19 protein-coding genes are annotated in these 24555 nt (G+C 57.6%); 8 read left to right on the forward strand and 11 right to left on the reverse strand.

Annotation, left to right across the window (positions count from 1 at the left end; genetic code table 11):
- Positions 1-11 precede the first annotated feature (11 nt).
- Positions 12-1610 carry an ABC transporter substrate-binding protein gene (locus ACMGG5_RS18515; protein WP_024907249.1) on the reverse strand — a complete coding sequence of 533 codons (1599 nt, stop codon included), beginning with the start codon at positions 1608-1610 and terminating at the stop codon, positions 12-14.
- Between the two features lie 283 nt (positions 1611-1893).
- Here ACMGG5_RS18515 and ACMGG5_RS18520 point away from each other — a divergent pair, with 283 nt between their 5' ends.
- From ACMGG5_RS18520 to ACMGG5_RS18530, 3 genes are read left to right on the forward strand one after another with little or no spacing between them, the layout of a single operon-like run.
- Positions 1894-3240 carry an SrfA family protein gene (locus ACMGG5_RS18520; RefSeq protein WP_420278328.1) on the forward strand — a complete coding sequence of 449 codons (1347 nt, stop codon included), beginning with the start codon at positions 1894-1896 and terminating at the stop codon, positions 3238-3240.
- A 4-nt stretch (positions 3241-3244) separates the two neighbouring features.
- Positions 3245-6226, forward strand: a complete 2982-nt coding sequence (locus ACMGG5_RS18525; protein ID WP_420278329.1) for a virulence factor SrfB — start codon at positions 3245-3247, stop codon at positions 6224-6226.
- Positions 6223-8400, forward strand: a complete 2178-nt coding sequence (locus ACMGG5_RS18530; protein ID WP_420278330.1) for a virulence factor SrfC family protein — start codon at positions 6223-6225, stop codon at positions 8398-8400. The genes ACMGG5_RS18525 and ACMGG5_RS18530 overlap by 4 nt, the downstream gene beginning before the upstream one ends.
- Positions 8401-8471: 71 nt before the next feature.
- On the opposite strand, the gene ACMGG5_RS18535 is transcribed toward ACMGG5_RS18530, so the two are convergent.
- The 9 genes from ACMGG5_RS18535 to ACMGG5_RS18575 all read right to left on the reverse strand — a co-directional run bounded on the left by ACMGG5_RS18535 (position 8472) and on the right by ACMGG5_RS18575 (position 16988).
- The gene (locus tag ACMGG5_RS18535; protein WP_420278331.1) at positions 8472-9227 is read right to left on the reverse strand and encodes an alpha/beta fold hydrolase; all 756 of its coding nucleotides are present in this window, start codon (positions 9225-9227) and stop codon (positions 8472-8474) included.
- A gap of 85 nt (positions 9228-9312) precedes the next feature.
- Complete coding sequence (locus ACMGG5_RS18540) at positions 9313-9486, reverse strand: GhoT/OrtT family toxin (RefSeq protein WP_013096478.1); 174 nt, start codon at positions 9484-9486, stop codon at positions 9313-9315.
- 182 nt (positions 9487-9668) lie between these two features.
- Positions 9669-11093 (reverse strand): aminobutyraldehyde dehydrogenase, encoded by a 1425-nt coding sequence (gene patD / locus ACMGG5_RS18545; RefSeq protein ID WP_032647482.1) that lies wholly within the window; start codon positions 11091-11093, stop codon positions 9669-9671.
- 24 nt (positions 11094-11117) lie between these two features.
- Positions 11118-11924, reverse strand: coding sequence for an ABC transporter permease (locus ACMGG5_RS18550; protein WP_024907243.1), 807 nt, complete (start codon positions 11922-11924; stop codon positions 11118-11120).
- On the reverse strand, positions 11914-12852 hold the full coding sequence (locus ACMGG5_RS18555) for an ABC transporter permease (RefSeq protein WP_407820461.1): 939 nt from the start codon (positions 12850-12852) through the stop codon (positions 11914-11916). The genes ACMGG5_RS18550 and ACMGG5_RS18555 overlap by 11 nt, the downstream gene beginning before the upstream one ends.
- A 7-nt stretch (positions 12853-12859) precedes the next feature.
- Complete coding sequence (locus ACMGG5_RS18560; protein ID WP_420278332.1) at positions 12860-13873, reverse strand: ABC transporter ATP-binding protein; 1014 nt, start codon at positions 13871-13873, stop codon at positions 12860-12862.
- Positions 13874-13890: 17 nt separating this feature from the next.
- Positions 13891-15036: a putative ABC transporter substrate-binding protein YdcS gene (gene ydcS, locus ACMGG5_RS18565; protein ID WP_024907240.1), complete on the reverse strand. Its 1146-nt coding sequence runs from the start codon at positions 15034-15036 to the stop codon at positions 13891-13893.
- A 271-nt stretch (positions 15037-15307) separates the two neighbouring features.
- Complete coding sequence (locus tag ACMGG5_RS18570) at positions 15308-16717, reverse strand: PLP-dependent aminotransferase family protein (RefSeq protein ID WP_157189264.1); 1410 nt, start codon at positions 16715-16717, stop codon at positions 15308-15310.
- An 82-nt stretch (positions 16718-16799) separates the two neighbouring features.
- A complete protein-coding gene (locus ACMGG5_RS18575) occupies positions 16800-16988 on the reverse strand; it encodes a hypothetical protein (RefSeq protein WP_032645155.1) in 189 nt (62 codons plus the stop codon).
- Between the two features lie 391 nt (positions 16989-17379).
- Between ACMGG5_RS18575 and ACMGG5_RS18580 the strand changes: the two genes are divergently transcribed.
- From ACMGG5_RS18580 to hslJ, 4 genes are all read left to right on the forward strand, one after another.
- Positions 17380-18780, forward strand: a complete 1401-nt coding sequence (locus ACMGG5_RS18580; RefSeq protein WP_248164806.1) for a cytochrome ubiquinol oxidase subunit I — start codon at positions 17380-17382, stop codon at positions 18778-18780.
- Entirely contained in the window at positions 18780-19790 is a 1011-nt protein-coding gene (gene cydB, locus ACMGG5_RS18585) for a cytochrome d ubiquinol oxidase subunit II (RefSeq protein WP_420278333.1), read from the forward strand. Before ACMGG5_RS18580 ends, cydB begins: the two co-directional genes overlap by 1 nt.
- Complete coding sequence (locus ACMGG5_RS18590) at positions 19790-19918, forward strand: DUF2474 domain-containing protein (protein ID WP_008501283.1); 129 nt, start codon at positions 19790-19792, stop codon at positions 19916-19918. The genes cydB and ACMGG5_RS18590 overlap by 1 nt, the downstream gene beginning before the upstream one ends.
- Positions 19919-20046: 128 nt before the next feature.
- Positions 20047-20484: a heat shock protein HslJ gene (gene hslJ, locus ACMGG5_RS18595; RefSeq protein ID WP_048991967.1), complete on the forward strand. Its 438-nt coding sequence runs from the start codon at positions 20047-20049 to the stop codon at positions 20482-20484.
- On the opposite strand, the gene ACMGG5_RS18600 is transcribed toward hslJ, so the two are convergent.
- Entirely contained in the window at positions 20485-20751 is a 267-nt protein-coding gene (locus tag ACMGG5_RS18600) for a DUF333 domain-containing protein (RefSeq protein ID WP_024907232.1), read from the reverse strand.
- Between the two features lie 271 nt (positions 20752-21022).
- Here ACMGG5_RS18600 and nifJ point away from each other — a divergent pair, with 271 nt between their 5' ends.
- Positions 21023-24547 carry a pyruvate:ferredoxin (flavodoxin) oxidoreductase gene (gene nifJ / locus ACMGG5_RS18605; RefSeq protein WP_061715034.1) on the forward strand — a complete coding sequence of 1175 codons (3525 nt, stop codon included), beginning with the start codon at positions 21023-21025 and terminating at the stop codon, positions 24545-24547.
- The last annotated feature ends 8 nt before the right edge of the window (positions 24548-24555 follow it).

Raw genomic sequence — 24555 nt, forward strand, 5'->3', positions numbered from 1 at the left:
CGGGCACACGATCAGTTCAGCTTCGCTTTCGAGAAATCGCTGCCCATCAGGCTTACGCTGTACCCGGTCACGTTGCTGCGGGTCGCGTAGAACGTTTTCCCGTTTGCCAGCGCAATCCACGGTGCCTGCTGGTAGAAGATCTCCTGCGCCTGGCTATAGAGCTTCGCGCGCTCGGCCGGGCTGCTGGTCAGCTTCGCTTTTTGCACCAGGGCATCATACCCCTTATCGCACCAGCGCGCGGCGTTTGAGCCGGTTTTAATGCTGTTGCAGCCGAGCAGCACGTCGGCAAAGTTGTCCGGGTCGCCGTTGTCGGACATCCAGCCAAACAGCGCGGAGTCATGTTCGCCTTTACGCATTCCGGAGAGATATTCGCCCCACTCGTAGGAGACAATTTTGGCCTTCACGCCAACTTTGGCCCAGTCGCTCTGGATCATCTCCGCAATACGACGCGAGTTCGGGTTATACGGACGCTGAACCGGCATTGACCACAGCGTGACTTCCGCGCCCTTCTCCAGGCCCGCCTGCTTCAGCAGGGCTTTCGCTTTTTCAGGATCGTAGCTGTAGTCCTTCAGGTCTTTATTGAAGCCCAGCATATTTGGCGGGATCGGCGATTTTGCCACCGTGCCCGATCCCATAAAGACCGCATTAACGATGGCCTTCTTGTCGGTCGCGTAGTTAAGCGCCTGACGCACCAGCACGTTATCAAACGGTTTTTTCTCGGTGTTAAACGCCAGATAACCGACGTTCAGCGCATCGACCGAGTGCAGCGTCAGGTCTTTGTTGTTCTTGATGGCGTCAAACTGAACCGGGGACGGCGCAGGAATAATCTGGCACTCGTTGGTCTGCAGCTTCGCCAGGCGGGTTTCCACGTTTGGCGTAATGGAGAAGATGAGATGCTTCGTCGGCACTTCACCTTCCCAATAGTTCGGGTTCGCAACGTAGCGGATCAGCGAATCCACTTTGTACTGCTGCAGCACGTAAGGCCCGGTACCAATCGGCCAGGTGTCCACGTTCTCAGGCGTGCCTTTTTTCAGCATCGCGTCGGCGTATTCAGCGGAGAGAATCGAGGCGAAATCCATCCCCCAGTCGGCCAGGAACGCGGCGTTGGGCTCGCTCAGGGTGAACTGAACGTGGTAATCATCGACCTTTTTAACGTCCTGGATCAGCTTATCGAGACCCACATCGTTAAAGTATTCGTAGTTGCCCTGCGACACGTTGTGGTACGGGTGTTTAGGGTCTTTCTGACGCATGACCGAGAAAATGACGTCATCAGCATTAAAGTCGCGCGTCGGTTTGAAGTATTTGTTGCTGTTGAACTTCACTCCTTTACGTAGGGTAAAGGTATAGGTCTTGCCGTCCGGTGAAATCGTCCAGGATTCCGCCAGCGACGGCACCGGGGTGTTTTTCACCGGGTCGAAATTGATCAGGCGGTTGTACAGTACCTGAGAGCTGGCCACAAAAGACGGGCCTGAGCTGGCAATTTGCGGGTTGAAGGACTCGGGGGACGCTTCTGAACAGTAAATAAGCGTGTCGTTGTTTGCCGCCCATGCGGCACCGGCTGGTAACAGCGCGCTCAGCGCAAGGGCGAGCAGTGTTTTCCCTGTAGACATGGTTATAACCCTGACAGTTTTATTATATAAGACAGTAATAACAGCACAGGCGGTATGACCTGGCAAATAACGAAACACTATCAGGTTATTCTAAAGCCGCCTTTTTCGCTGTTTTAACCGCCAGCGTCCAAAAAGGTGATTTGCCTTAAGGGCCATTATTCGTCAAGCACAACCGTCACTTTCTATGCCGCAAGAAATCGGCCCTTTTAGCGTCTCTTCCCCCGTTTGGTTGCTTCCTCGTTTCGTTAAAGTAATGGTGTGAAGAAGTATATGGGATCAAATCGTGGCAAAAACTCTTTTACGCAGCGGTAATCTGGATGACTTTCAGGCCGTTGGCGGCGGCGGACAAGCCGTTTTCGAATCAGCGCTACAAATCCGGGAAGCGCTCCGGTTGCGCAAACAACAGGCCATCGTCGACTGTCTGGCAATTCCTCAGGTCAACGACAGCGGTGACCGCGTGGACTGGTATTCCCCGGTTGAAGGGAGCGTAACCAGCTGGAAAGCGGCCGATGAAGATGACCGTTATCGCGCCCTGCGCTATCTGGAAAACACGCTCGCCAGCGTCGAGTCGTTAAGCAAGAAATGCCTGCAGTCGCCCAAAACCGCGCAGCAGCTTTTTGGTTCTCTGCTGTCGAAGGCGTTTCAGTTCCCGGGTGAAAACTTCCTCTTCCTGGTAGACGGGAAGCCGGTCATCAGCTTCTGGGGGTTTGTAAACCTGAACGAGAGTGCGCGCGACGACGTCCTCGACTGCCTGCGTGAATCGCTGGTCCCTGAGCCTGCTCCCGTTGTCATTGAAGATCCTGAACCGGAACCTGAGCCAGAACCGCTGGTGACCTTTGAACAGGCTGACGAGCCGCTGATCGCCCCTTCCACGGTGGTGCGCATTACACAGGAAGATCTGTATGAGCCAGAACCGGCCCCGGTCGTGGCGCAAGCCGTTCAGGAAACGCCCCCGGCGATTGTCGCGAAAAAGCGCCGCGTCCCCCTGTGGACGCTGCCGGTTGCCGCCGTGATCGTGGCCGCCATTGCCGCCCCACTGCTGTGGCCAAAACAGTCGCCTTCCGCTGAGCCCGCTCCGGCGCCTGCACCAGAGCCCGTCGAGATTGCGCCAAAACCGATCAAAGCGGTTGAGCCGCTGGCGATGAAATTACCGCTGCATCAGGCAGAGGTCGTGGCCAGCAAAGAAAAAGAAGCAGTTCCGGCGCCTGCACAAACAGCCGCTCCGGTGGTGATTGTCGCCATCCCGAAAGATGCCATGGTGATGGAAGCGAATCAGGTGAAAGCGGGATCGACGCGTTTCCTGAACGGCACCTGGCGTGCGGTTCTCGACGTGAAAGATCCGGTTACCGGCAAGCCGCCATCAATGCGCTATCAGATCCAGAACAACAAAGGTTTCGCCCGGGTTGTCCATGGCGATAACGTGGTCTGCCGTGCGGAGGTCTTTTCCGGGCTGCACAGCAATGGCGAGCTGATGATTAAAAGTCGCGGAACCGCCCGCTGCACCGACGGTTCCCGCTACCCGATGCCGGAGGTTGCCTGTAAAGCCGGCACCAGCGATATCGCGGAATGTCGCGCCCGTTATGATGCCAACACCGTCGTCCCACTGACGTTCAAGAAAGCAGGTGCCTGATCCTATGCTGGTTAATCTTTGCGACTATAAACAAAGCGTCACGCTTATTGCCAACAGCGGCGTACAGTTCCTTGATTTCGGTCTGACGCCGCAGGACACCGCCAGCAACGGGCGCTTCGTACGTAAAACCGCGAACGGCCCGCTGTTGCGCCTCGATTTCGACCTGGTCAACGGTCGCTATACCCTGCCGGGAACGAACGGCGGGCAGCCTGAAGTGGTCAAACCGGAAACCACCATCCCGCTGCATCAGTCTCTGACGGTGCTGGACGGCGTCTGGCTTCCGGTTCCGTTCCTGCGCTTTAACCCACCGCGAACCTTTGTCGAGGGGCCGGATAACTGGGCACGCGTTCAGGTGCGCAGGCTTGATACGCCCGATACGGCAGGCAATACGCACCGCGTCACTCTCGCCCTTGACAGCCAGATTGCTGAACACGCCACGTCCGCCCTGTCCCCGGTTGAAAACGATATTCTCAACGGGACCCGTTTCGCGCTGGCCTGGCGCGATAACGAGGTAGAAAGTTTCCTCGATCAGACCTGGATTGACGGCTGGCTGCGCGAGGCCTTTACCCAGTATGCCGACGGCGTTGAAAACCGCTCAGAACGCGATCTCCAGCAGGCGATGCGCGGATTTGAGTATCAGGCCCACTGGCTCAACGTGCTGACCATGCTCGGTGAACAGCTCACCTTGCCGGAAGTGAAATTTGTTACCCATACGCTCAGCACGCCAGCCATTCCGGTTGACCTGATCCTCGACGTGGGTAATACCCACACCTGCGGCGTCATTATTGAAGACCACGGCGATGCGAACGATGGGCTGCGCCAGACCGCCGAGCTGCAGGTTCGCTCGCTCAGCGAGCCGCAGTTCCTGAACGAGCCGCTGTTCACCAGCCGTCTCGAGTTTTCGGAAGCGCGTTTTGGCAAGCAGCACTTCTCGGTTGAAAGCGGTCGCGAAGACGCCTTTGTCTGGCCGTCGATTGTGCGCGTCGGTGATGAAGCCCGCAAGCTGGCGATGCAGCGTCTGGGAACCGAAGGCAACAGCGGTATCTCCAGCCCGCGTCGCTACCTGTGGGATGAAACGCCGGTCGTGCAGGACTGGCGCTTTAGCCAGATGAACAGCAAAACCCAGCGTGAACCGCTTGCCACCGCATTCCCGCTGATGAACCTGATGAACGATGACGGCGAGCCGCTCTTCACGCTGCCGCAGGACGAGCGCCTGCCGGTCTTCTCGCCGCAGTACAGCCGCAGCACCCTGATGACGCACATGCTGTGCGAGCTGCTGGCGCAGGCGCTGGGACAGATCAACAGCGTCGCCACGCGCCTGCGTCTGGGCTTCCCGGCGTCGCCGCGCCAGCTGCGCACCCTGATCCTGACTCTGCCCTCGGCCATGCCAAAGCAGGAGCGCGAGATTTTCCGTCGCCGCATGTTTGAAGCCATCGCCATTGTCTGGAAAGCGATGGGCTGGCACCCGCAGGATGAGGATTTTGTCACCCGCAAACAGCAGGAAAAAAGCGTGGTGCCGGTACCTGAAATCCAGATGGAGTGGGATGAAGCCAGCTGCGGTCAGCTGGTCTGGCTGTATAACGAAGCCATCTCCCGCTTTGGCGGTCAGACCGAAGCCTTCTTCGCCTCCCTGGCCCGCCCGGACCGTGAGCCTGAGCCGGGTAGCCAGCCGGGACGCGCGCTGCGCGTCGCGTCCATCGACATTGGCGGCGGGACAACGGATATGGCGATCACCCATTACCAGCTGGACGACGGTTCCGGCAATAACGTCAAAATCACCCCGCAGCTGCTGTTCCGTGAAGGCTTTAAGGTCGCGGGTGACGATACGCTTCTGGACGTGATTCAGCGCTACGTGTTGCCCGCTCTGCAAACGCAGCTGCAGAAATCCGGTATCGCGGATGCCTCGCTGCTGATGGCCTCGCTGTTCGGTGACTCCGGGCGCATTGATACCCAGGCCGTGCTGCGCCAGCAAACGGCGCTGCAGCTCTTTATGCCAATTGGCCATGCCATTCTTGCCGGATGGGAATCCAGCGACGTTGACGATCCGCTGGCCGGTCTGCATGCCACCTTTGGCGATCTGCTGCCGCAGAAGCCGACCCGCAACGTGATGAACTATCTGCAGCAGGCGATCGATCATGCCCTGCCTGCGGGTTCAGACGCTTTCGATCTGTTCGCGGTGCCGCTGCATGTGAACTTCCGCGAAATGCAGGATGCGATGCTGGCCGGGCAGTTTACGCTGGCCTCCCCGCTCCACGCGGTGTGTGAGGCGATTTCCCATTACAGCTGCGATATTCTGCTGATCACCGGACGCCCCGGCTGCCTGCCTGGGGTTCAGGCGCTCATTCGTCATCTGCAGCCGGTGCCGGTCAATCGCATCGTCTGGCTGGATAAATACCAGGTGCACGAGTGGTATCCGTTCAGCCAGCAGGGGCGCATTGGCAACCCTAAATCGACAGCCGCGGTGGGCGCCATGCTCTGCAGCCTGGCGCTCGATCTGCGTCTGCCGCGCTTCAACTTTAAAGCCGCGGACATTGGCGCGTATTCCACCGTGCGCTATCTCGGCGTGCTGGATAACACCGTCAATACCCTGCGCGAGGAAAACGTCTGGTATCAGGATATCGATCTCGATAAGCCCGGCGCGAAGCTTGACGCGCGTCTGCACTTCCCGCTGCGCGGTAACGTCACTCTCGGCTTCCGCCAGCTGGCAAACGCGCGCTGGCCTGCCACGCCGCTCTACACGCTCAGCATTAACTCGGCTGAACTGGCCAAAGCCATTGCCGGTGACGGCGTGCTGAACGTGCGGCTGAAACTCTGCGGCGGCAGCAAACAGGAAGGCCCGGAGGCCTTCGAGCTGAGCGATGCCTGGCTGCAGGACGGCACGCCGGTTGCGCCTGACGCGTTAACCTTCAAACTGAATACTTTGGCCGACCGCCGACACAGCGGCAGCCACTACTGGATCGACAGCGGGAGCGTATACCTGAAATGACAGCGACCACGACCACCACTCAGGCCTTAATCGGGTGGATTAATGAGACGCGCCTGAACGCCCCAGTGCTGGATAACGATGCTGACGCCCTGCTTGCTCGCATCAACGCGGTGCAGGCGCGGGAGCAGGCCATTGAACGCGCCATGACTCGCCAGAGCAGCATTGGGCTTTACGGTCATTCGCAGAGCGCGAAAGCGCACCTGCTGCTGTCTCTGTGCGGCAGCGGCAATGGACGCCTTAACGTAACGCCAGGCCAGCGCACCTTTGACTATTTTTCGCATATCAATCCGGGACATGCCCTGACCAACATGGCCGTCCGCTTCACCAGGGAAACCCCGGAGGTGGCTGATGAGGCGTTTCCGCTGCGTCTGCGTCTGGTCACCGAGGCAGAGCTGGTACAGCTGTTTATTGCCCGCACGACCCTGCACCCGCAGATGCGCGCGGTGGATAAGGCGGTCATTGAGACACGTCTGGAGAAATGGCGCGGGCTGCGCCAGCCGCAGGGCGTGCCCGGTATCACTGCTCAGGAGGTGGGAGCGATTGCCCGCTTCTGGCAAAGCACCGTACCCGCAGCGAAACAGCAAATTGATGATGCCCTCTGGTATGAGTTTGCCCAGCTGGTGCCATCGCTCGATCTCAGCACGCGGGCCAGCGTCTGGTCCCTGCTGTGGGGCGAGCAGCAGGAGTTGACCCAGCAGTGGTTAAAACTGGCCCACGTGCTGCACCAGACCAGCCATGTCAGCGATCTTGCTGCCCCGCTTAGCCTGCTGGTGGACAGCTTTGGGCTGCCGGGTGAAGGATTCCTGACGCACGACGGCACGTTAGACCTTCAGGACGCGCAGGAGACGCTGCTTCATCCGCTGAATTGCGGTGAAATGCTTAACGCCATCAGTATCCCCGTCGATGTGCTGGCCTTCCTGACCCGCGAGCTGGTGTTGCCGGTTGAGAACGGCGCGCTGGACAACGTCGATATTATTGATATTCCGGTTTTTGAAGATAACCGTGCCGACCCGCTACGCCAGGCGAAATCCCAGTGGCTGCTCGAGCATTACCGTCAACAGCTTCAACCTGATGTGCTGGTGATTTGTAACGCGACGGCGCAGCACGAACAGACGGCCAAAAAAGCAAAAGTGTTGATGAACTGGGTGAAGGAGACGCAGCCTGCTGAAGAGTCTGCCCTTCCAGGTCTGGTGTGGGCGATCACCCCGCATGACGCCCGCTTTACCACCCGGCAGAACCTCGACGAAGCCGTACAGCATTTGCTCGGTAAGCCGGGCTTACGCTGGGGCACGCTGCAGGCCCTGGACAGCCACAGCATGCAGCGCGTCATCGAGTGGCTGTCTCAGGCCACGCTGCCCGCGCAGCGACAGAAGCGTCTCAGCACGCTGAAAGGCCTGCTGCGACAGGAGCTCTCATCGCTGATGCAAAGCTATCTGACGCCGCTGGTTGAGGAGCCAGGGACAAGACGTGCTCAGGCCGAAAACATGGTGCGCACGCTGCAAAGCAGCGCCGCCCGCCACGGCGAACTGCTTGAAGGCCTGCTGCCGCCGCTGAAAGCCTTTGAAACGCTGCTCGCCGTTCAGCAGCCTCGCGAGGAGCAGGTGAACGGGTTGTTTACGGACACCATTGACCTGTTTGCCGAGAATGCACAGGAAAGCAACGGCCTGTTCCAGACAAAAGACAAAGCGCGACTGGCGCACAGAGTCTGGATAAATCATCTGCGTCAGTGGAGCCGCAATGAGGCCGCGGCCGCCCGTCTGGGGCTGGAACCTGCGGTGTTACAGCAAATCGCGGATGTGCTGGTGACCACCAGCTACCGGCTTGATCTGCCTCAACAGCTTCAGCGTATCGTCGAAGCGGATAAAAGTAGCGCTGCGCAACTGCATGCCGTGATGGGCAATTTCATTGGCTGGCTGGGTTACGACCAGACGCCCGTGGCGGTACGTCCGGCAAGCCGCATCCGCAAAGGCCAGGCCATCTTCGTTACGCCGGTGGTCAGCAGCGCCGAGCCCCGCCTGACGCGTCTGGGGGAACAGCCTGTGCATGCGGCCACCGCGTACGTTTACGACTGGCTGGTCGCCCTCTATAGCCGCGCGATAGAGAACATTGATTACCAGCATCCGCATGATGTTCAGCCTGACGCACGTCAGGCACTGCGGGCATTAATAAAGTAGCCGCCCTTCTTGCCGGGTGGCGCTGCGCTTACCCGGCCTACATTTCGCAACGATAACACATTGCACAACGATCACACCGCCATACACTCAGCTAACGTCTGTGCCAGCGCAGACGGGTTTTCCCACGACATTGAATGCCCCGCCGCAGGGATGATTTTTACCTCAACACCCTTTTGCAGCAGATTATCTACATCGTCATCCGGCAGAGAGAGCTCGCCGAAAATCAGCGTCACCGGGCAAGGGAGTGACAGGAACTGCGCTTCCCATTCCGGTTCAACGCCCGCCACCAGACTGGATGCACCGCGCCAGACGGCATAAGCGGCATTGCTCTGCAGGCACCCTGCCCACGCTGTTTTTTCTGCGCTGAGCATGGCGTCATAACCTTGCTCCAGAAACTGTTGCTCGGATTGCGCCGCTATAGACCGGCTGAACATGCCCCCACCCGCGTGAAAATTGGGCTCTGACACCATCAGTCCCTTCACGCGCGTTGCCACCAGCCCTGCCGTTTCGATAGCAATACTGCCGCCCATGCTGTGGCCGTATAACCAGAAGGCATCCAGCTCAAGATGGTCAATCAGTTCCGCGACAACGCGGGCCTGGTCAGTGGTTTTATAGCTGTAGTGCAGAGGCTTATCGCTATAGCCGCTGCCGGGCAAGTCGATGAGAATCGCTCTGCGCGAGCCAAACAGCGGGTCACGAACGACGCGGGGATATTCATAGGAAGAGGCGCAGCCCAGCCCGTGAATGAACACCACGGGATCGCCGGTACCGGGCAAGTCGTGCCAGCGCACGGTGCAACCGGCCTGCTGCGAGTAAAAACTGTTCATAAGCACTCCTTTTATGATGCACTGTGTATTTATACAGTCACCACATCAGGAATGCTATGTTCATTTTTAAAACTGGAAGCGTGCTTCAGAAAAGCGAGACCAGCAGCGCAACGGGAAAGCTCATTGGCCAGGTTGACCCCACCAGGAAAGCGCTGAGCAGGCGGATACGTTTGCGGTCTTTAGAGAGGAACCAGGTGATTAATGCGCAGATGGAAGCCATGATTGCGTAAAAAACCAACATCTTTTGATACAACGTCATTCTGTATACCAGAGCCGAAAAAATAACCGCACGCAATATGCGTCATATGTTGACACAGATCAAGTTTTTTCGTTACAGAATAACCACTTAAAAACTATGGCTAATAACAATTGAGTATCTTACGTAACACGGGTGGCGGGCAAGGAGAGCGCCTGGCCGCAAATGCGACCAGGCTGAGCGGATTAGTGTTTGATCATCACATGCCGCACGACCGTATAATCCTCAAGCCCGTAGACCGACATATCCTTCCCGTAGCCCGATAATTTCATGCCGCCGTGCGGCATTTCGCTCACCAGCATAAAATGGGTATTCACCCAGGTGCAGCCGTACTGCAGGCGCGCGCTCAGGCGATGGGCGCGCCCCACGTCTTTGGTCCAGACCGATGACGCCAGGCCGTATTGCGAATCGTTCGCCCAGGCCAGCACCTGCGCCTCATCGTCAAACTCGGTGACGCTCACCACCGGGCCAAACACCTCGCGCTGAACGATGGCATCGTCCTGTTTTGCCCCCGCCAGCAGGGTTGGCTGGAAGTAGTAGCCTGCCCCCTCTTTTTTGCTGCCACCGGTGACAACGCGGATATGGCCGAGCGCTTTCGCGTCATCGACGGCCTGACAGACGCGAGAAAGATGGGCGGCCGAGCTGAGCGGTCCCAGTTCGGTAGAGGCATCCTCCGGTGCCCCCATTTTAAGGCTGGCGACCGCTGCGCCCAGCTTTTCCACCAGCGCGGCATAAATGCCTTTCTGGGCATAAATACGACAGGCCGCCGTACAGTCCTGTCCTGCATTGTAGAAACCAAACGTCCGCACCCCTTCGACAACCGCATCCAGGTCGGCATCATCAAAGACAATAACCGGCGCTTTACCGCCCAGCTCCATGTGGGTGCGTTTAATGGAGGACGCCGTATGGCCGATGATATGTTCCCCGGTCGCAATCGAACCGGTCAGCGAAACCATGCGGACTTTTTCATGCCCGGTCAGCGGATCGCCGACCGTTTTCCCCCGCCCAAACAGCACGTTCAGAACGCCTGCCGGGAAGATATCTTTTGCCAGTTCTCCCAGCTTCAGAGCGGTCAGCGGGGTGATCTCTGAGGGCTTAATCACCACGCAGTTTCCTGCCGCCAGCGCGGGCGCGAGCTTCCACGCCGCCATCATCAGCGGATAGTTCCATGGTGCAATAGAGGCAACCACGCCCACCGGGTCACGGCGAATCATAGAGGTGTGTCCTTCGAGGTATTCCCCCGCAGCCAGGCCGTTCAGGCAGCGGGCCGCCCCGGCAAAGAAGCGGAAAACGTCCACCACCGCCGGAATTTCATCACCCAGAGCGCAGTGCAGCGGCTTGCCGCAGTTAAGGGATTCCAGCTTCGCGAAAGTGTCGGCATGTTCTTCGATGGCGTCGGCCAGTTTCAGTAAGCACTCTGCACGGGCTTTCGGGGTGGTTTGCCCCCACTCGATAAAGGCACGATCGGCAGCCCGAACGGCAGCATCGACCTGCGCGGCAGAGGCTTCAGCGATGTCCAGCAGCACCTCTCCGGTGGCGGGATTGTAAACCGGCTGCTTTTCCCCTTCGCCAGTAATCAGTTCACCATTAATCAGCAGTTGGTTTTGCATAGCGTTGTCCTGTTTAAATCGAAGTTATTTCCCGCCACCAGCGATGTTCTCGCCGTCGCGGGTGAGCCACCAGGCTCCCAGAATGGGGAGAGTTGTCACCAGCATCACCAGCAGAGCAACGACGTTGGTGACCGGCACGTCGCGTGGACGCCCGAGCTGATTGAGCAACCACAGCGGTAACGTGCGCTCGTGTCCCGCGGTAAATGTCGTGACGATGATCTCGTCAAACGACAGGGCAAACGCCAGCATTCCCCCGGCCAGCAGCGCGGAACCCAGATTGGGCAGCACCACATAGCGGAAGGTTTGCCATCCGTCGGCCCCGAGATCCATCGACGCTTCCACCAGGCTCCAGGAGGTGCGTCTGAACCGGGCAATCACGTTGTTAAACACCACTACCACGCAGAAGGTGGCGTGTCCGACCACGATGGTGAAAAAACCCGGCTCAAGGTTGATCGTTTTGAAGGCCGTCAGCAGCGCCAGGCCGGTGATGATCCCCGGTAATGCAATCGGCAACAGCAGCAACAGCGAAATCGCATTCTTGCCAAAAAACTCGCTTCGCCACAGCGCCGCTGCAGCAAGCGTGCCAAGCACAAGGGCAATTGCGGTAGATAGCGCCGCAATTTGAAGTGACAACGTCACGGATTCAATAATATCGCCGCGCCCCGCCGCCACGCTAAACCACTTCAGCGTCAGCCCCTGCGGCGGAAAGCTGAAGGCAGCGTCTTCGGTGTTGAAGGCGTAGGTCGCGATAATCAGCAGCGGGAAGTGCAGGAAGATGACGCCTCCCCACGCTGCCACTTTCAGGAACAGCGGTGCGCGTTCAGAGTGCATCGAATGCTCCCAGACGTTTCACGAACGCCAGATAAAGAGAAATCAGCACGATGGGCACCAGCGTGAACGCGGCGGCCATGGGCATGTTGCCAATGGCACCCTGCTGCGAGTAGACCATGTTACCGATGAAGTAGCCCGGCGGCCCCACCAGCTGCGGAACGATGAAATCTCCCAGCGTCAGAGAAAAGGTGAAGATTGAGCCCGCCGCAATGCCCGGAATGGCCAGCGGCAGAACGACATAGCGAAAAGTCTGGCGAGGACGCGCGCCAAGGTCGGCTGAGGCCTGCAGCAGCGAGGCCGGCAGGCGTTCCAGCGCCGCCTGGACCGGCAGGATCATAAACGGCAGCCAGATATAGACGAACACCAGAAACCGTCCCAGCCCGGAGGTGGACAAGGTGTTACCGCCAATTGACGGGAGCGTAAGGAGTGAGGTCAGGATCGGCTCCAGCCCCATATGACTAAGAAACCACTGCGCCACCCCGTCCTTCGCCAGCAGCAGCGTCCAGGCGTAGGCTTTGACGATGTAGCTCGCCCACATTGGCAGCATCACGGCGATATAGAAAAACGCTTTCCACTTGCCGCGGGTGTATCGCGCCATGTACCACGCCATCGGGAATGCCAAGATGGCGCTGGCAATGGTCACCGCAATCGCCATCGTTAACGTGCGCAGGATGATGTCGTAGTTTGCCGGGTTGAAGAGCGCCAGAATGTTCGCCAGGGTCAGGTCCGGCGTGACGGCCATGGTGAAATCGTCAAAGGTGTAAAACCCCTGCCACAGCAGCGTCAGCAGCGATCCTAAATAGACGATGCCAAACCACATCAGCGGCGCGAGCAGAAGCAGGAACAGGCCGAGCGACGGCTTGCGCCAGAACAGTGCGGTCATGCGGCTTAAGCGGCCGCGCGAGGCGGGAGGATGCGCGACACTCATATCCATTTCACCTCTCCTCGTGCAGGCGAATCATCGCCTCGCGTGACCATGACGCCATGACCGCCTGCCCCGGCGCAATGCCGCTCAGCGACGAGGTTTCACTGAGATTAGCCTGGCTCACCAGCAGCTTGGCACCATCGGTGAGCTTTAGCTCCAGACGCGTGGCCGCCCCCTGATACTGAACGGCCTGCACGACGCCCTGAACCTGAACGTCTCCGCCCTCATTAAGGCGAATATGTTCCGGGCGCAGGGAATAGCTGCCTTCCATGCCGCAGATTTTCTGCGCAAGGCCCGCATCGAAGACGTTAGAGGTGCCGACAAAACCGGCAACAAACGGCGTGCGCGGACGCATGTAGAGATCGCGCGGGGTATCTACCTGCTCGATGCGCCCGTTATTGAACACCGCCACCCGATCTGACATGGAAAGGGCCTCGCCCTGATCGTGGGTGACAAAAATAAAGGTGATACCGAGTTCCTGCTGAAGCTTCTTCAGCTCGAACTGCATCTGTTCCCGCAGCTTGAGATCGAGCGCCCCTAAAGGCTCGTCCAGCAGCAGGACGCGCGGTTCATTCACCAGCGCGCGGGCAATGGCGACACGCTGACGCTGGCCGCCGGAAAGTTGCGAAGGTTTGCGGGCAACGGCAAAGCTCAGGCCCACTTTTTCCAGGGCATCACGGGCCTGGGCATGGCGTTTTTTCTTGTCGATGCCTTTGACCATTAGCCCGTAGGCGACATTGTCGAGGATCGACATATGCGGGAACAGCGCGTAGTCCTGAAACACGGTGTTCACATCCCGCTCCCAGGGGGGCAGCTCGCTCGCCTCTTTGCCGAAGATAGAGATCGTGCCGCCTGACAGCTGTTCGAAACCGGCGATCAGACGCAGGCAGGTGGTTTTGCCGGAGCCCGAAGGCCCCAGCATGGAGAAAAACTCTCCGTCACGAACCGCAATGGTGACCCCATCCACCGCCCGGACGTCGCCGTACAGGCGGGAAACATTGTTAAACTCTACCGCGTACGTCATGTTCTGCTCCCGGGCAATTAACGACCGCCCATGATGGCGATGTAATCCTGCGTCCAGCGGCTGTAAGGGACAAATTTGCCGCCTTCTGCGATGGGGGTTTTCCAGAACATGATTTTGTCGAACTCGTTATAACCGTTTGTTTCGCAGCCTTTATCGCCCAGCAGCGTGCTGGCTTTACACCCTTCCGGAACCACGGGCAGGGAACCAAACCACGCTGCCAGATCGCCCTGCACTTTCGGCGTCAGCGACCAGTTCATCCATTTGTAGGCACACATCGGGTGTTTAGCCTGCGCGTGGAGCATGGTGGTGTCCGCCCAGCCGGTTACCCCCTCTTTCGGGAAGACGGTAGCAATGGGCTGGTTCTCGGCCTTCAGAGCATTCGCCTGATACGGCCAGGCGCTGGAGGCCACGACGCCTTCGTTTTTGAAGTCGCTCATCTGAACGGTGGTGTCGTGCCAGTAGCGGTGGATCAGGGCATGCTGGTCGCGAAGCACCTTAAGCACGGCGGCATACTGTGCTTCGGTGAGCTGGTACGGGTCTTTAATACCCAGCTGCGGCTGCGTGGCTTTGACGAACAGCGCCGCATCGGCGATATAAATCGGGCCGTCATACGCCTGTACGCGTCCCTGATTGGTTTTACCGTCCGGCAGATCCTGTTTAGTAAAGACCACGCTCCAGCTGTCCGGCGGCGTCGGGAAGGTTTTGGTGTTGTACATCAGCAGGTTTGGCCCCCACTGGTACGGCGTACCGTAGACCTTGCCTCCGACGTTAAACCATTCCCCTTTCACAATCCGTTCGTCGAGGGTTTTCCAGTTGGGGATAAGATCGGGGTTAATCGGCTGGACGCGTTTGCCCATGATCAGCCGCAGGGAGGCATCACCTGAAGCGGTCACCAGATCGTATCCCCCTTTCGCCATCAGGCTGACCATTTCATCCGACGTGGCCGCCGTTTTGACGTTGACCGCACACCCGGTCTCTTTTTCAAACTGGGTGACCCAGTCGTAGTTTTTATCCGTCTGTCCCCGCTCGATGTATCCCGGCCAGGCGATAATATCCAGTCGACCTTCCCCATCGCCAATGGCCTTGGGGGGTTCTGCGGCTTGCGCTGTCATGATAGTCATGCCGAGCGCACACAGGCTGCTGCGGGCAAAATTTTTGCTCATAAGAGTTACTCCTGTCGCAATGAAATTTAGCGGCAGCCGTGCCGTAAAAATATCTCCCTTATTAAACGTAGACCGCGCAAATGCGCCGCACCGTACGGCTTCAGGAAATTTCATCAAGGTGTGACCGAGGGCGCATTCCCCGTTAACTGGATTATAGACAAGGAGTTAGGCGCGAGAGACGGTATGCAGATTTCCTATGACAGGTCACCGCGAAATATTCGCAGTGCCGTCATCAGGATAAGAATTGATTATTTAAATAACGGAGAAGGGATTATTCCAGCATCGTGCTAATTAATTTTCCTAACTGAATGACCGCCTGCTCTTCCCGCTCTCCCCAGGCCCAGGAGGTATTAAAACGAAAGAAGGGCGTCCACGCGTCAGAGGTGGAAAACATCTTTCCGGGGGCAATGCTGATGTGGTGCGTTAAGGCCTTTTCACTCAGCAGCCCCGCATCCAGCTGCGCCGGAAGCTCCAGCCATAAAAAGTAGCCGCTGTCGTTATGGTGGATTTTGACGCCGGCAGGCATATGGCGCAAAAGTGACTGCCAGGCCTGCTGCTTTCGCTCGGCCAGCGTACGCCGCAGGCGGCGCAGGTGAGCGTCGTAGCGTTTGGTCGCCAGGTAATCCACCAGCGCCAGCTGCATGGGAGAACTGGTTGAGAGCGTGCTCATCAGCTGCAGTTGCTGAATGCGACGCGCGTGTTTACCTGCCGCCACCCAGCCGATGCGAAAACCGGCCACCAGACATTTTGAAAAGGACGAGCAGTGCAGCGTCATGTCCTGACGATCCCATGCTTTCGCCGGGAGCGGCTTATCGCGGCCAAAATAGAGTTCGCTGTAGACGTCATCTTCAATCAGCGGGACGTTGTGCTGTGTTAACAGCGCGACAAGCTGCGCTTTTTTCTCCGCGCTCAGCGTGAAGCCGAGCGGGTTCTGGCTGTTGGTCATGATCCAGCAGGCTTTAACCGGGTACTCATTCAGCGCCTGTTCAAGGGCGTTGAGATCGATCCCCTCGCGGACGTCTGTCGCAATCGACAACGCTTTAAGCTTCAGGCGTTCCAGCGCCTGCAGCGCGCCGTAGAAACAGGGGTTTTCGACAATCACCCAGTCACCCGGCTCGGTCACCGCCTGCAGGCTAAGATTCAGCGCCTCGAGCGCGCCTGCGGTGATCACGATCTCTTCCGGGGAGATGTTCATCCCCTGCTGCGCGTAGCGACGGGCAATGGCGTGGCGAAGATCGACGTTACCCGGCGGCAGGTTCTCAATCACGCTCATCGCCGTCGCGGTTTTACTGACGTTCGCCAGCGAGCGGTTGAGCTGCTGAAGCGGGAAAAGACGGGGATCGGGAAACGCGGAGGCAAAAGGAACAACGGACGGGTCGCGGCTGGCCTGTAAGACGTCGAAGATGTAGGTATTGATATCCACCGCTTCGTCACGCATCACCTGAGCGGGTGGCGCAGGCTGTTGTGCGGTCGGGCGGGAGGCAACGTAATAGCCCGACTGCGGTCTGGCGACAATGCGCCCCTGACTTTCCAGCATCTGATACGCGTGGCCAACGGTCATAAAACTCATGCCGCTGCTTGCCACCTGCTCTCGCAGGGAAGGCAGCTTATCACCCGGCAGCCATACGCCAAGCTCAATCTGCGAGATAATTTGTTGCGCCAGACGCTGGTATTTTTTCATCAGATTCTCCTTATGACCGACAGTGTATATCAGCAGGAGAAAAAGAGAAGATTTAGCTAACTGTTATAGTCTGGAAGATGAATTACTTACGGTATTCGGTCACGTGGCTCTGAGCGGAATGCGCGGCGGCCAGGTGGTCGAGCGTGATCATCGGCGATTTGCAAAAAATGCATTTCGCGCCAAACGGGTTTTTCTCAGACACATCAAAGGCTGAGGTACGGTACTGCGAACCATGGCAGCATGGGCAGCGAAAATGGATATAAGAAGTCATAGGATTCTCCTGAAACGTTAAAACGTAAATTACTAATGGGCCGATTGGGCATAATGGTTTTAAACAAAACGAATCGGAATGTAGATAAAGACCCAAGAGAGGCTGCGGAGAGGCACAACGTGATGAGAACTGCTTTATAAAACTACGTCAGATATTTATTTGGACTCAAAACCAGAAGACCATTAACGCACGGCGCTGACGACAAAGCAAGCGGTTTAATGCGGAAAATTCATAAAAAGAATGTTTTTATTCCAAAGCCTCAAGGTATATCAGATGGCCAAAGCGTGAAATTTACGCCAACTGTTATGGTTAAAAAACCCTTTTCTGCGTCTGATAGTCCGAACGTTGCCCCTATACCATAACAGCACACCGTTTGACATTGAGGCTGTGCATGTTTGGTTTAGATGCTTTTCACCTTGCACGGATACAGTTTGCCTTTACCGTATCCTTTCACATTATTTTCCCGGCCATCACCATTGGTCTCGCAAGCTACCTTGCCGTGCTCGAAGGGCTGTGGCTAAAAACAAAAAATCCGGTCTGGCGCTCCCTGTACCATTTCTGGTCGAAGATTTTTGCCGTCAACTTTGGCATGGGCGTGGTCTCCGGGCTGGTGATGGCCTACCAGTTTGGCACCAACTGGAGCGGCTTTTCGCAGTTTGCGGGCAGTATTACCGGCCCGCTGCTGACTTATGAAGTGCTTACCGCCTTCTTCCTCGAAGCCGGATTCCTCGGCGTAATGCTGTTCGGCTGGAACAAAGTCGGGCCGGGACTGCACTTCTTCGCTACCTGCATGGTAGCGCTGGGGACCATCATCTCCACCTTCTGGATCCTCTCCTCGAACAGCTGGATGCAGACCCCGCAGGGCTATGAGATCGTCAACGGTCAGGTGGTACCGGTAGACTGGTTCGCGGTGGTGTTTAACCCCTCCTTCCCTTACCGCCTGCTGCACATGTCGATAGCCGCGTTCCTGAGCAGCGCCCTGTTTGTGGGCGCATCGGCGGCATGGCATCTGCTGCGCGGCAATAATACCCCTGCCATCCGCGCGATGTTTTCGATGGCGCTGTGGATGACGCTGATTGTCGCCCCCATCCAGGCCATGGTTGGCGATATGCACGGGTTGAACACCTTAAAGCACCAGCCCGCCAAGATTGCCGCCATTGAAGGCCACTGGGAAAACCCGCCGGGTGAGCCAACCCCGCTGCTGCTGTTTGGCTGGCCGGATATGGAACAGGAGCGTACCCGCTTTGGGCTGGAGATCCCCGCGCTCGGCAGCCTTATTCTGACGCACAGCCTGGATAAACAGGTACCGGCGCTCAAAGAGTTTCCAAAGGAAGACCGCCCGAACTCCACCATCGTCTTCTGGTCGTTCCGCATTATGGCGGGTCTGGGCATGCTGATGCTGCTGCTTGGGGTGACGGCTCTCTGGCTGCGCTATAAAAAGCGCGTTTATTCTTCCCGACCTTTCCTGTGGTTTGCGCTGTTGATGGGACCATCCGGGCTGATTGCTATTCTGGCCGGGTGGATCACCACCGAAGTGGGCCGCCAGCCGTGGGTGGTCTACGGACTCCAGCGAACGAAGGATGCGGTATCTGCCCATGGCGATCTGCACATGAGCGTGAGCCTGCTGGCCTTCTTCGTTGTCTATACCTCGGTATTCGGCGTGGGTTACAGCTATATGGTGCGCCTCATCCGAAAAGGCCCGCAGCCGCATGAATCTTTCGCCACCGAGTCCGACGGACGTCCGGCGCGCCCGCTTTCTGCCGTCACAACTGAACACAAGGAGCAACCATAATGGGTATCGATCTTTCCATTATCTGGTTTGTCATCATCGTCTTTGCCACGCTGATGTATATCGTCATGGACGGTTTTGATCTGGGGATCGGCATTCTGTTCCCGGCAACGCAAAACGCCGACGCTCGCGACGTGATGGTCAACAGCGTCGCGCCGGTCTGGGACGGAAATGAGACCTGGCTGGTGCTCGGCGGAGCCGCCCTGTTCGGCGCGTTTCCGCTGGCCTATGCGGTCATCGTTGATGCCCTGACCATTCCGCTGACGTTAATGCTGATCGGACTTATTTTCCGCGGGGTGGCATTTGAGTTTCGCTTTAAAGCCACCCCGGCTCACCGTCCCTTCTGGGATAAGGCGTTTATAGGCGGTTCAATTCTGGCGACGTTTACCCAGGGCGTAACGGCAGGCGCCGTCATTAACGGCTTTGCCGTCACCGGTCGGGCCTATACCGGCGGCCCCTTTGACTGGTTTACCGCGTTTAACCTGTTTTGCGGCGCGGGGCTGGTGGTGGCTTATGCGCTGTTAGGCTCGACCTGGCTGGTGATGAAAAGCGAAAACGCATTGCAGCAGCGGATGCGTGAGGTGTCGAAAACGCTGTTAATCGTGCTGCTGGCGTTTATTGCGGCGATCAGCCTCTGGACGCCGCTGGCGCAACCGGCCATCGCTGCGCGCTGGTTTACGCTGCCGAATCTGTTTTATCTGCTGCCCGTCCCGGCGCTGGTGGTGATTTTTAGCCTGTACCAGTGGCGCTGCCTGAATAATCCCGACAGCCATAGCCGTCCGTTTATTCTGACGCTGGGGCTGATCTTCCTCGGCTTTAGCGGGCTTGGGATCAGCATCTGGCCGCATATTATTCCACCGTCGATCACCCTGTGGCAGGCGGCCGCACCGACGCAAAGCCAGGGCTTTATGCTGGTCGGCGCGCTGTTGATCATTCCCGTTATTCTGGTCTACACCTTCTGGAGCTACTACGTATTTCGCGGCAAAGTTCAGCATGGGGAGGGTTATCACTGATGCAACAACCGGTCTGGAAAAGATTGCTGTGGCTGGCCATTATCTGGGGCGGCAGCGTACTGGCGCTGGCTGCTGTCAGTATGCTCTTCCGTATGCTGATGACGGCGGCAGGGTTTAAATCGCATTAACGTCATTCCGGGCAACCGCTGCGTTGCCTGGTACCTCCCCCCGCACTTTCAGATAAACCCCATTAACGCACGGCAGGGTATCGTTACACTGGAAAAAGATTCACAGTATTTATAGTTTGAGAAGAAAAATGAAAAAGCTCATTGCGTTAGGTGTTATTAGTCTTGTCCTTACCGGGTGCGTTAATCCGGGTAAAGCCTCCGTTCAGCCGGAGCAACTTCAGAACCACCGCTTTGTGCTGGAAAATGTAAACGGTAAGGCAGTGAAGAGTGCGACAACGCAACCTGAGATCGGTTTTAGCGCGCTGCCAGATATCAGCCTGGTTAATAACATCAGCGTTTCTGGCCAGATGTGTAACCGCTTCAACGGACAGGGGAAATTGTCCGAAGGCGAGCTTAAGGTTAAAACGCTGGCCATGACGCGCAAGCTATGTACTGAACCGCAGCTGAATGAGCTGGATCAGGCCATCGGCGACATGCTGCGCAAAGGGGCGCAGGTCGACCTGACTGAAGACCAGTTAACGCTGGCCACGGCCGATAAAACGCTGATGTTTAAGCGTGCAGAATAATCAGTAGTTACCGCAGCTTCCAACGGCAAGCGACTGTTCGCTACAGCGTTTGCCATTTGGCAAGGCGCACATCCCAATAGCAGAACCATCCAGCTGACGGGCGACAGACAGCGAACCGCCAATCATTGCGCAGTTGGCCTGACCTGAACTGGACATCGCCGCTTTCATTCCCGGCGCCACGTGGGCTGCCGTTGCCTGCTGAACGGGCTCACTGCTACATGCCGACAACAATAATGCGGCACACCCTAACCAAAATGCTGAGCGCATGCTCTCTCCCCCATGAATAAAGCGAAACCTATGCATAATAGGCATCACATCCCGTGTCGTCGAGAGCGAAAGTGCGTATTTATGCGCTTCAGAAACAATTTCTCGCAATTTTTTCGCCAAAAGTTTGATCTACTCATTGATGGCGAGAATACCAAGGACACAAAAGCGAAAATCGTAAAATCACCCATTTGCTAGAATACACAGATAATATTCAGGGTTTGTTGCCGTAATACAGACCCCTATTTTTTGCGCAATGTAAGGGTGTTGTCCTATGCAAACTATTGACGGTAATGGTGCAGTTGCCTCAGTCGCGTTTCGCACCAGTGAAGTTATCGCCATCTACCCAATTACGCCAAGTTCTACCATGGCTGAGCAGGCGGATGCCTGGGCGGGTAACGGGTTAAAAAACGTCTGGGGCGATGTCCCGCGAGTGGTTGAAATGCAGTCGGAAGCCGGTGCGATTGCCACGGTGCACGGCGCGCTTCAGACCGGCGCGCTTTCCACGTCGTTTACCTCTTCTCAGGGATTGTTGTTAATGATCCCAACGCTGTACAAACTCGCCGGGCAACTGACCCCCTTCGTTCTGCACGTCGCGGCGCGTACCGTTGCCACCCACGCGCTCTCTATCTTTGGCGATCACTCTGACGTGATGGCCGTACGCCAGACCGGCTGCGCGATGCTGTGCGCCAGCAGCGTTCAGGAAGCTCAGGACTTTGCCTTAATTTCGCATATTGCCACGCTCAAAAGCCGCGTGCCGTTTATTCACTTCTTTGACGGTTTCCGCACCTCTCACGAAATCAACAAAATCGTCCCGCTGGCCGACGATACTATCCTGAATCTGCTTCCGCAGACGGACATCGACGCGCATCGCGCCCGGGCCCTTAACCCTGAACACCCGGTTATTCGCGGCACATCGGCGAACCCCGATACCTATTTCCAGTCCCGCGAGGCCACGAACCCGTGGTACAACGCGGTTTACGACCATGTTGAACAGGCGATGAATGACTTTGCCGCCGCGACCGGCCGGGAATACAAACCCTTTGAGTACTACGGCCATCCACAGGCGGAACGGGTCATTGTGTTGATGGGCTCGGCCATTGGCACCTGCGAGGAAGTTGTTGATGAGCTGCTGACGCGCGGCGAAAAAGTTGGCGTGCTTAAAGTACGTCTCTATCGTCCGTTCTCGGCGAAACATCTGCTCTCTGCGCTGCCGGAGACCGCGCGTACCGTTGCGGTGCTCGATCGCACCAAGGAGCCGGGCGCCCAGGCGGAACCGCTGTATCTGGATGTGATGACTGCCCTGGCCGAGGCCTTTAATCACGGCGAACGTGAAACGCTGCCGCGCGTGATCGGGGGTCGCTATGGGTTATCGTCCAAGGAGTTTGGTCCGGACTGCGTGCTGGCGGTATTCAACGAGCTCAGCGAAGCGAAGCCCAAGCCGCGCTTTACCGTCGGCATTTATGATGATGTGACGAATCTGTCCCTGTCGCTGCCGGAAAACACCCTGCCCTCAACCGCCAAACTTGAGGCGCTGTTCTATGGTCTGGGCAGCGACGGCAGCGTCTCCGCAACCAAAAACAACATCAAAATCATCGGCAACTCCACGCCGTGGTACGCCCAGGGGTACTTCGTCTATGACTCCAAGAAAGCCGGCGGTTTGACCGTTTCCCACCTGCGCGTGAGCGAACAGCCCATCCGCTCTGCGTATCTTATTTCTCAGGCTGATTTTGTTGGCTGTCACCAGCTGCAGTTTATCGATAAATACCAGATGGCCGAGCGCCTGAAGCCCGGCGGTATTTTCCTCCTGAATACGCCATACAGCGCGGACGAAGTCTGGGCGCGCCTGCCGCAGGAAGTGCAGGCGGTGCTGAACCAGAAAAAAGCCCGTTTCTATGTGGTTAACGCCGCAAAAATTGCCCGCGAATGTGGCCTTGCTGCACGTATTAATACCGTAATGCAGATGGCCTTCTTCCATCTGACCAATATCCTGCCGGGCGACAGCGCGCTGGTAGAACTGCAGGGTGCGATTGCCAAAAGCTATAGTAGCAAGGGCCAGGAGCTGGTCGAACGTAACTGGCAGGCGCTGGCGCTGGCGCGCGAGTCGCTGTTCGAAGTCCCGCTGCAGCCGGTCAATGCCGCAAGCCCGAACCGCCCTCCGGTCGTGTCCGATGCGGCGCCTGATTTCGTGAAGACCGTGACGGCGGCGATGCTGGCCGGGCTGGGTGATGCCCTGCCCGTCTCTGCGCTGCCGCCGGATGGCACCTGGCCGATGGGCACCACCCGCTGGGAAAAACGTAACATCGCCGAAGCGATCCCCATCTGGAAAGAAGAACTGTGTACCCAGTGCAACCACTGCGTGGCGGCCTGCCCGCACTCTGCCATTCGTGCCAAGGTGGTTGCACCGGAAGAGATGGAAACTGCACCAGCCAGCCTGCATTCGCTGGATGTGAAATCTCGGGATATGCGCGGACAGAAATACGTTCTGCAGGTCGCGCCGGAAGACTGCACCGGCTGTAACCTCTGCGTCGAGGTCTGTCCGGCGAAAGACAGGCAGGATCCGGAGATTAAAGCCATCAATATGATGTCGCGTCTGGAGCACGTTGAAGAGGAGAAGGTCAATTATGACTTCTTCCTGAATCTGCCGGAAATCGATCGTAGCAAACTGGAACGCATTGATATTCGTACGTCACAGCTGATTACGCCGCTGTTTGAGTATTCCGGCGCCTGTTCCGGCTGTGGTGAGACGCCGTATATCAAGCTGCTTACCCAGCTGTACGGTGACCGCATGCTGATTGCCAACGCTACTGGCTGTTCGTCTATCTATGGCGGTAACCTGCCCTCCACACCGTACACTACTGACGCCAACGGTCGCGGTCCCGCGTGGGCAAACTCGCTGTTCGAGGATAACGCCGAATTCGGCCTGGGCTTCCGCCTGACCGTTGACCAGCACCGCGCACGCGTGATGCGCCTGCTGGAACAGTTTGCCGGGCAGCTCCCTGCTGAGCTTAATGACGCGCTTCACGCGGACGCATCGCCTGAAGAACGGCGTGAGCAGGTTGCTGAGCTGCGTCGCGCGCTTCAGGGCGTGGCGGGCGCTGAACAGCTGCTGACCGACGCTGACGCCCTGGTCGAAAAATCGATCTGGCTGATTGGTGGTGACGGCTGGGCTTACGATATCGGTTTTGGCGGACTGGATCACGTGTTGAGCCTGACCGAAAACGTCAATATCCTGGTTCTGGATACACAGTGTTATTCCAATACCGGTGGCCAGGCGTCGAAAGCCACACCGTTAGGCGCTGTGACGAAATTCGGTGAACACGGTAAACGCAAGGCGCGCAAAGATCTCGGTGTGAGCATGATGATGTACGGTCACGTTTACGTCGCGCAAATCTCACTGGGTGCCCAGCTTAACCAGACGGTAAAAGCCATCCAGGAAGCGGAAGCGTATCCTGGCCCGTCGCTGATCATTGCCTACAGCCCTTGCGAAGAGCATGGCTACGACCTGGCACTCAGCCACGACCAGATGCGTCAGCTGACCGCGACCGGCTTCTGGCCGCTGTACCGGTTCGACCCGCGCCGTGCGGACGAGGGTAAGTTACCGCTGGCGCTGGATTCACGTCCACCGTCAGATGCCCTGGCCGAGACGTTGATGCAGGAACAACGCTTCCGTCGCCTTAACGCGCAGCAGCCGGAAGTGGCCGAACAGCTCTGGAAAGACGCCGCGGCCGATCTGCAAAAACGTTATGATTTCCTGGCGCAGCTGGCGGGTAAAGCCGAAAAATCGACCAGCGACTAGTTTCTCAG

This window comes from Enterobacter sp. BNK-34 (genome assembly GCF_048684445.1).
Classification (GTDB): domain Bacteria; phylum Pseudomonadota; class Gammaproteobacteria; order Enterobacterales; family Enterobacteriaceae; genus Enterobacter; species Enterobacter pseudoroggenkampii.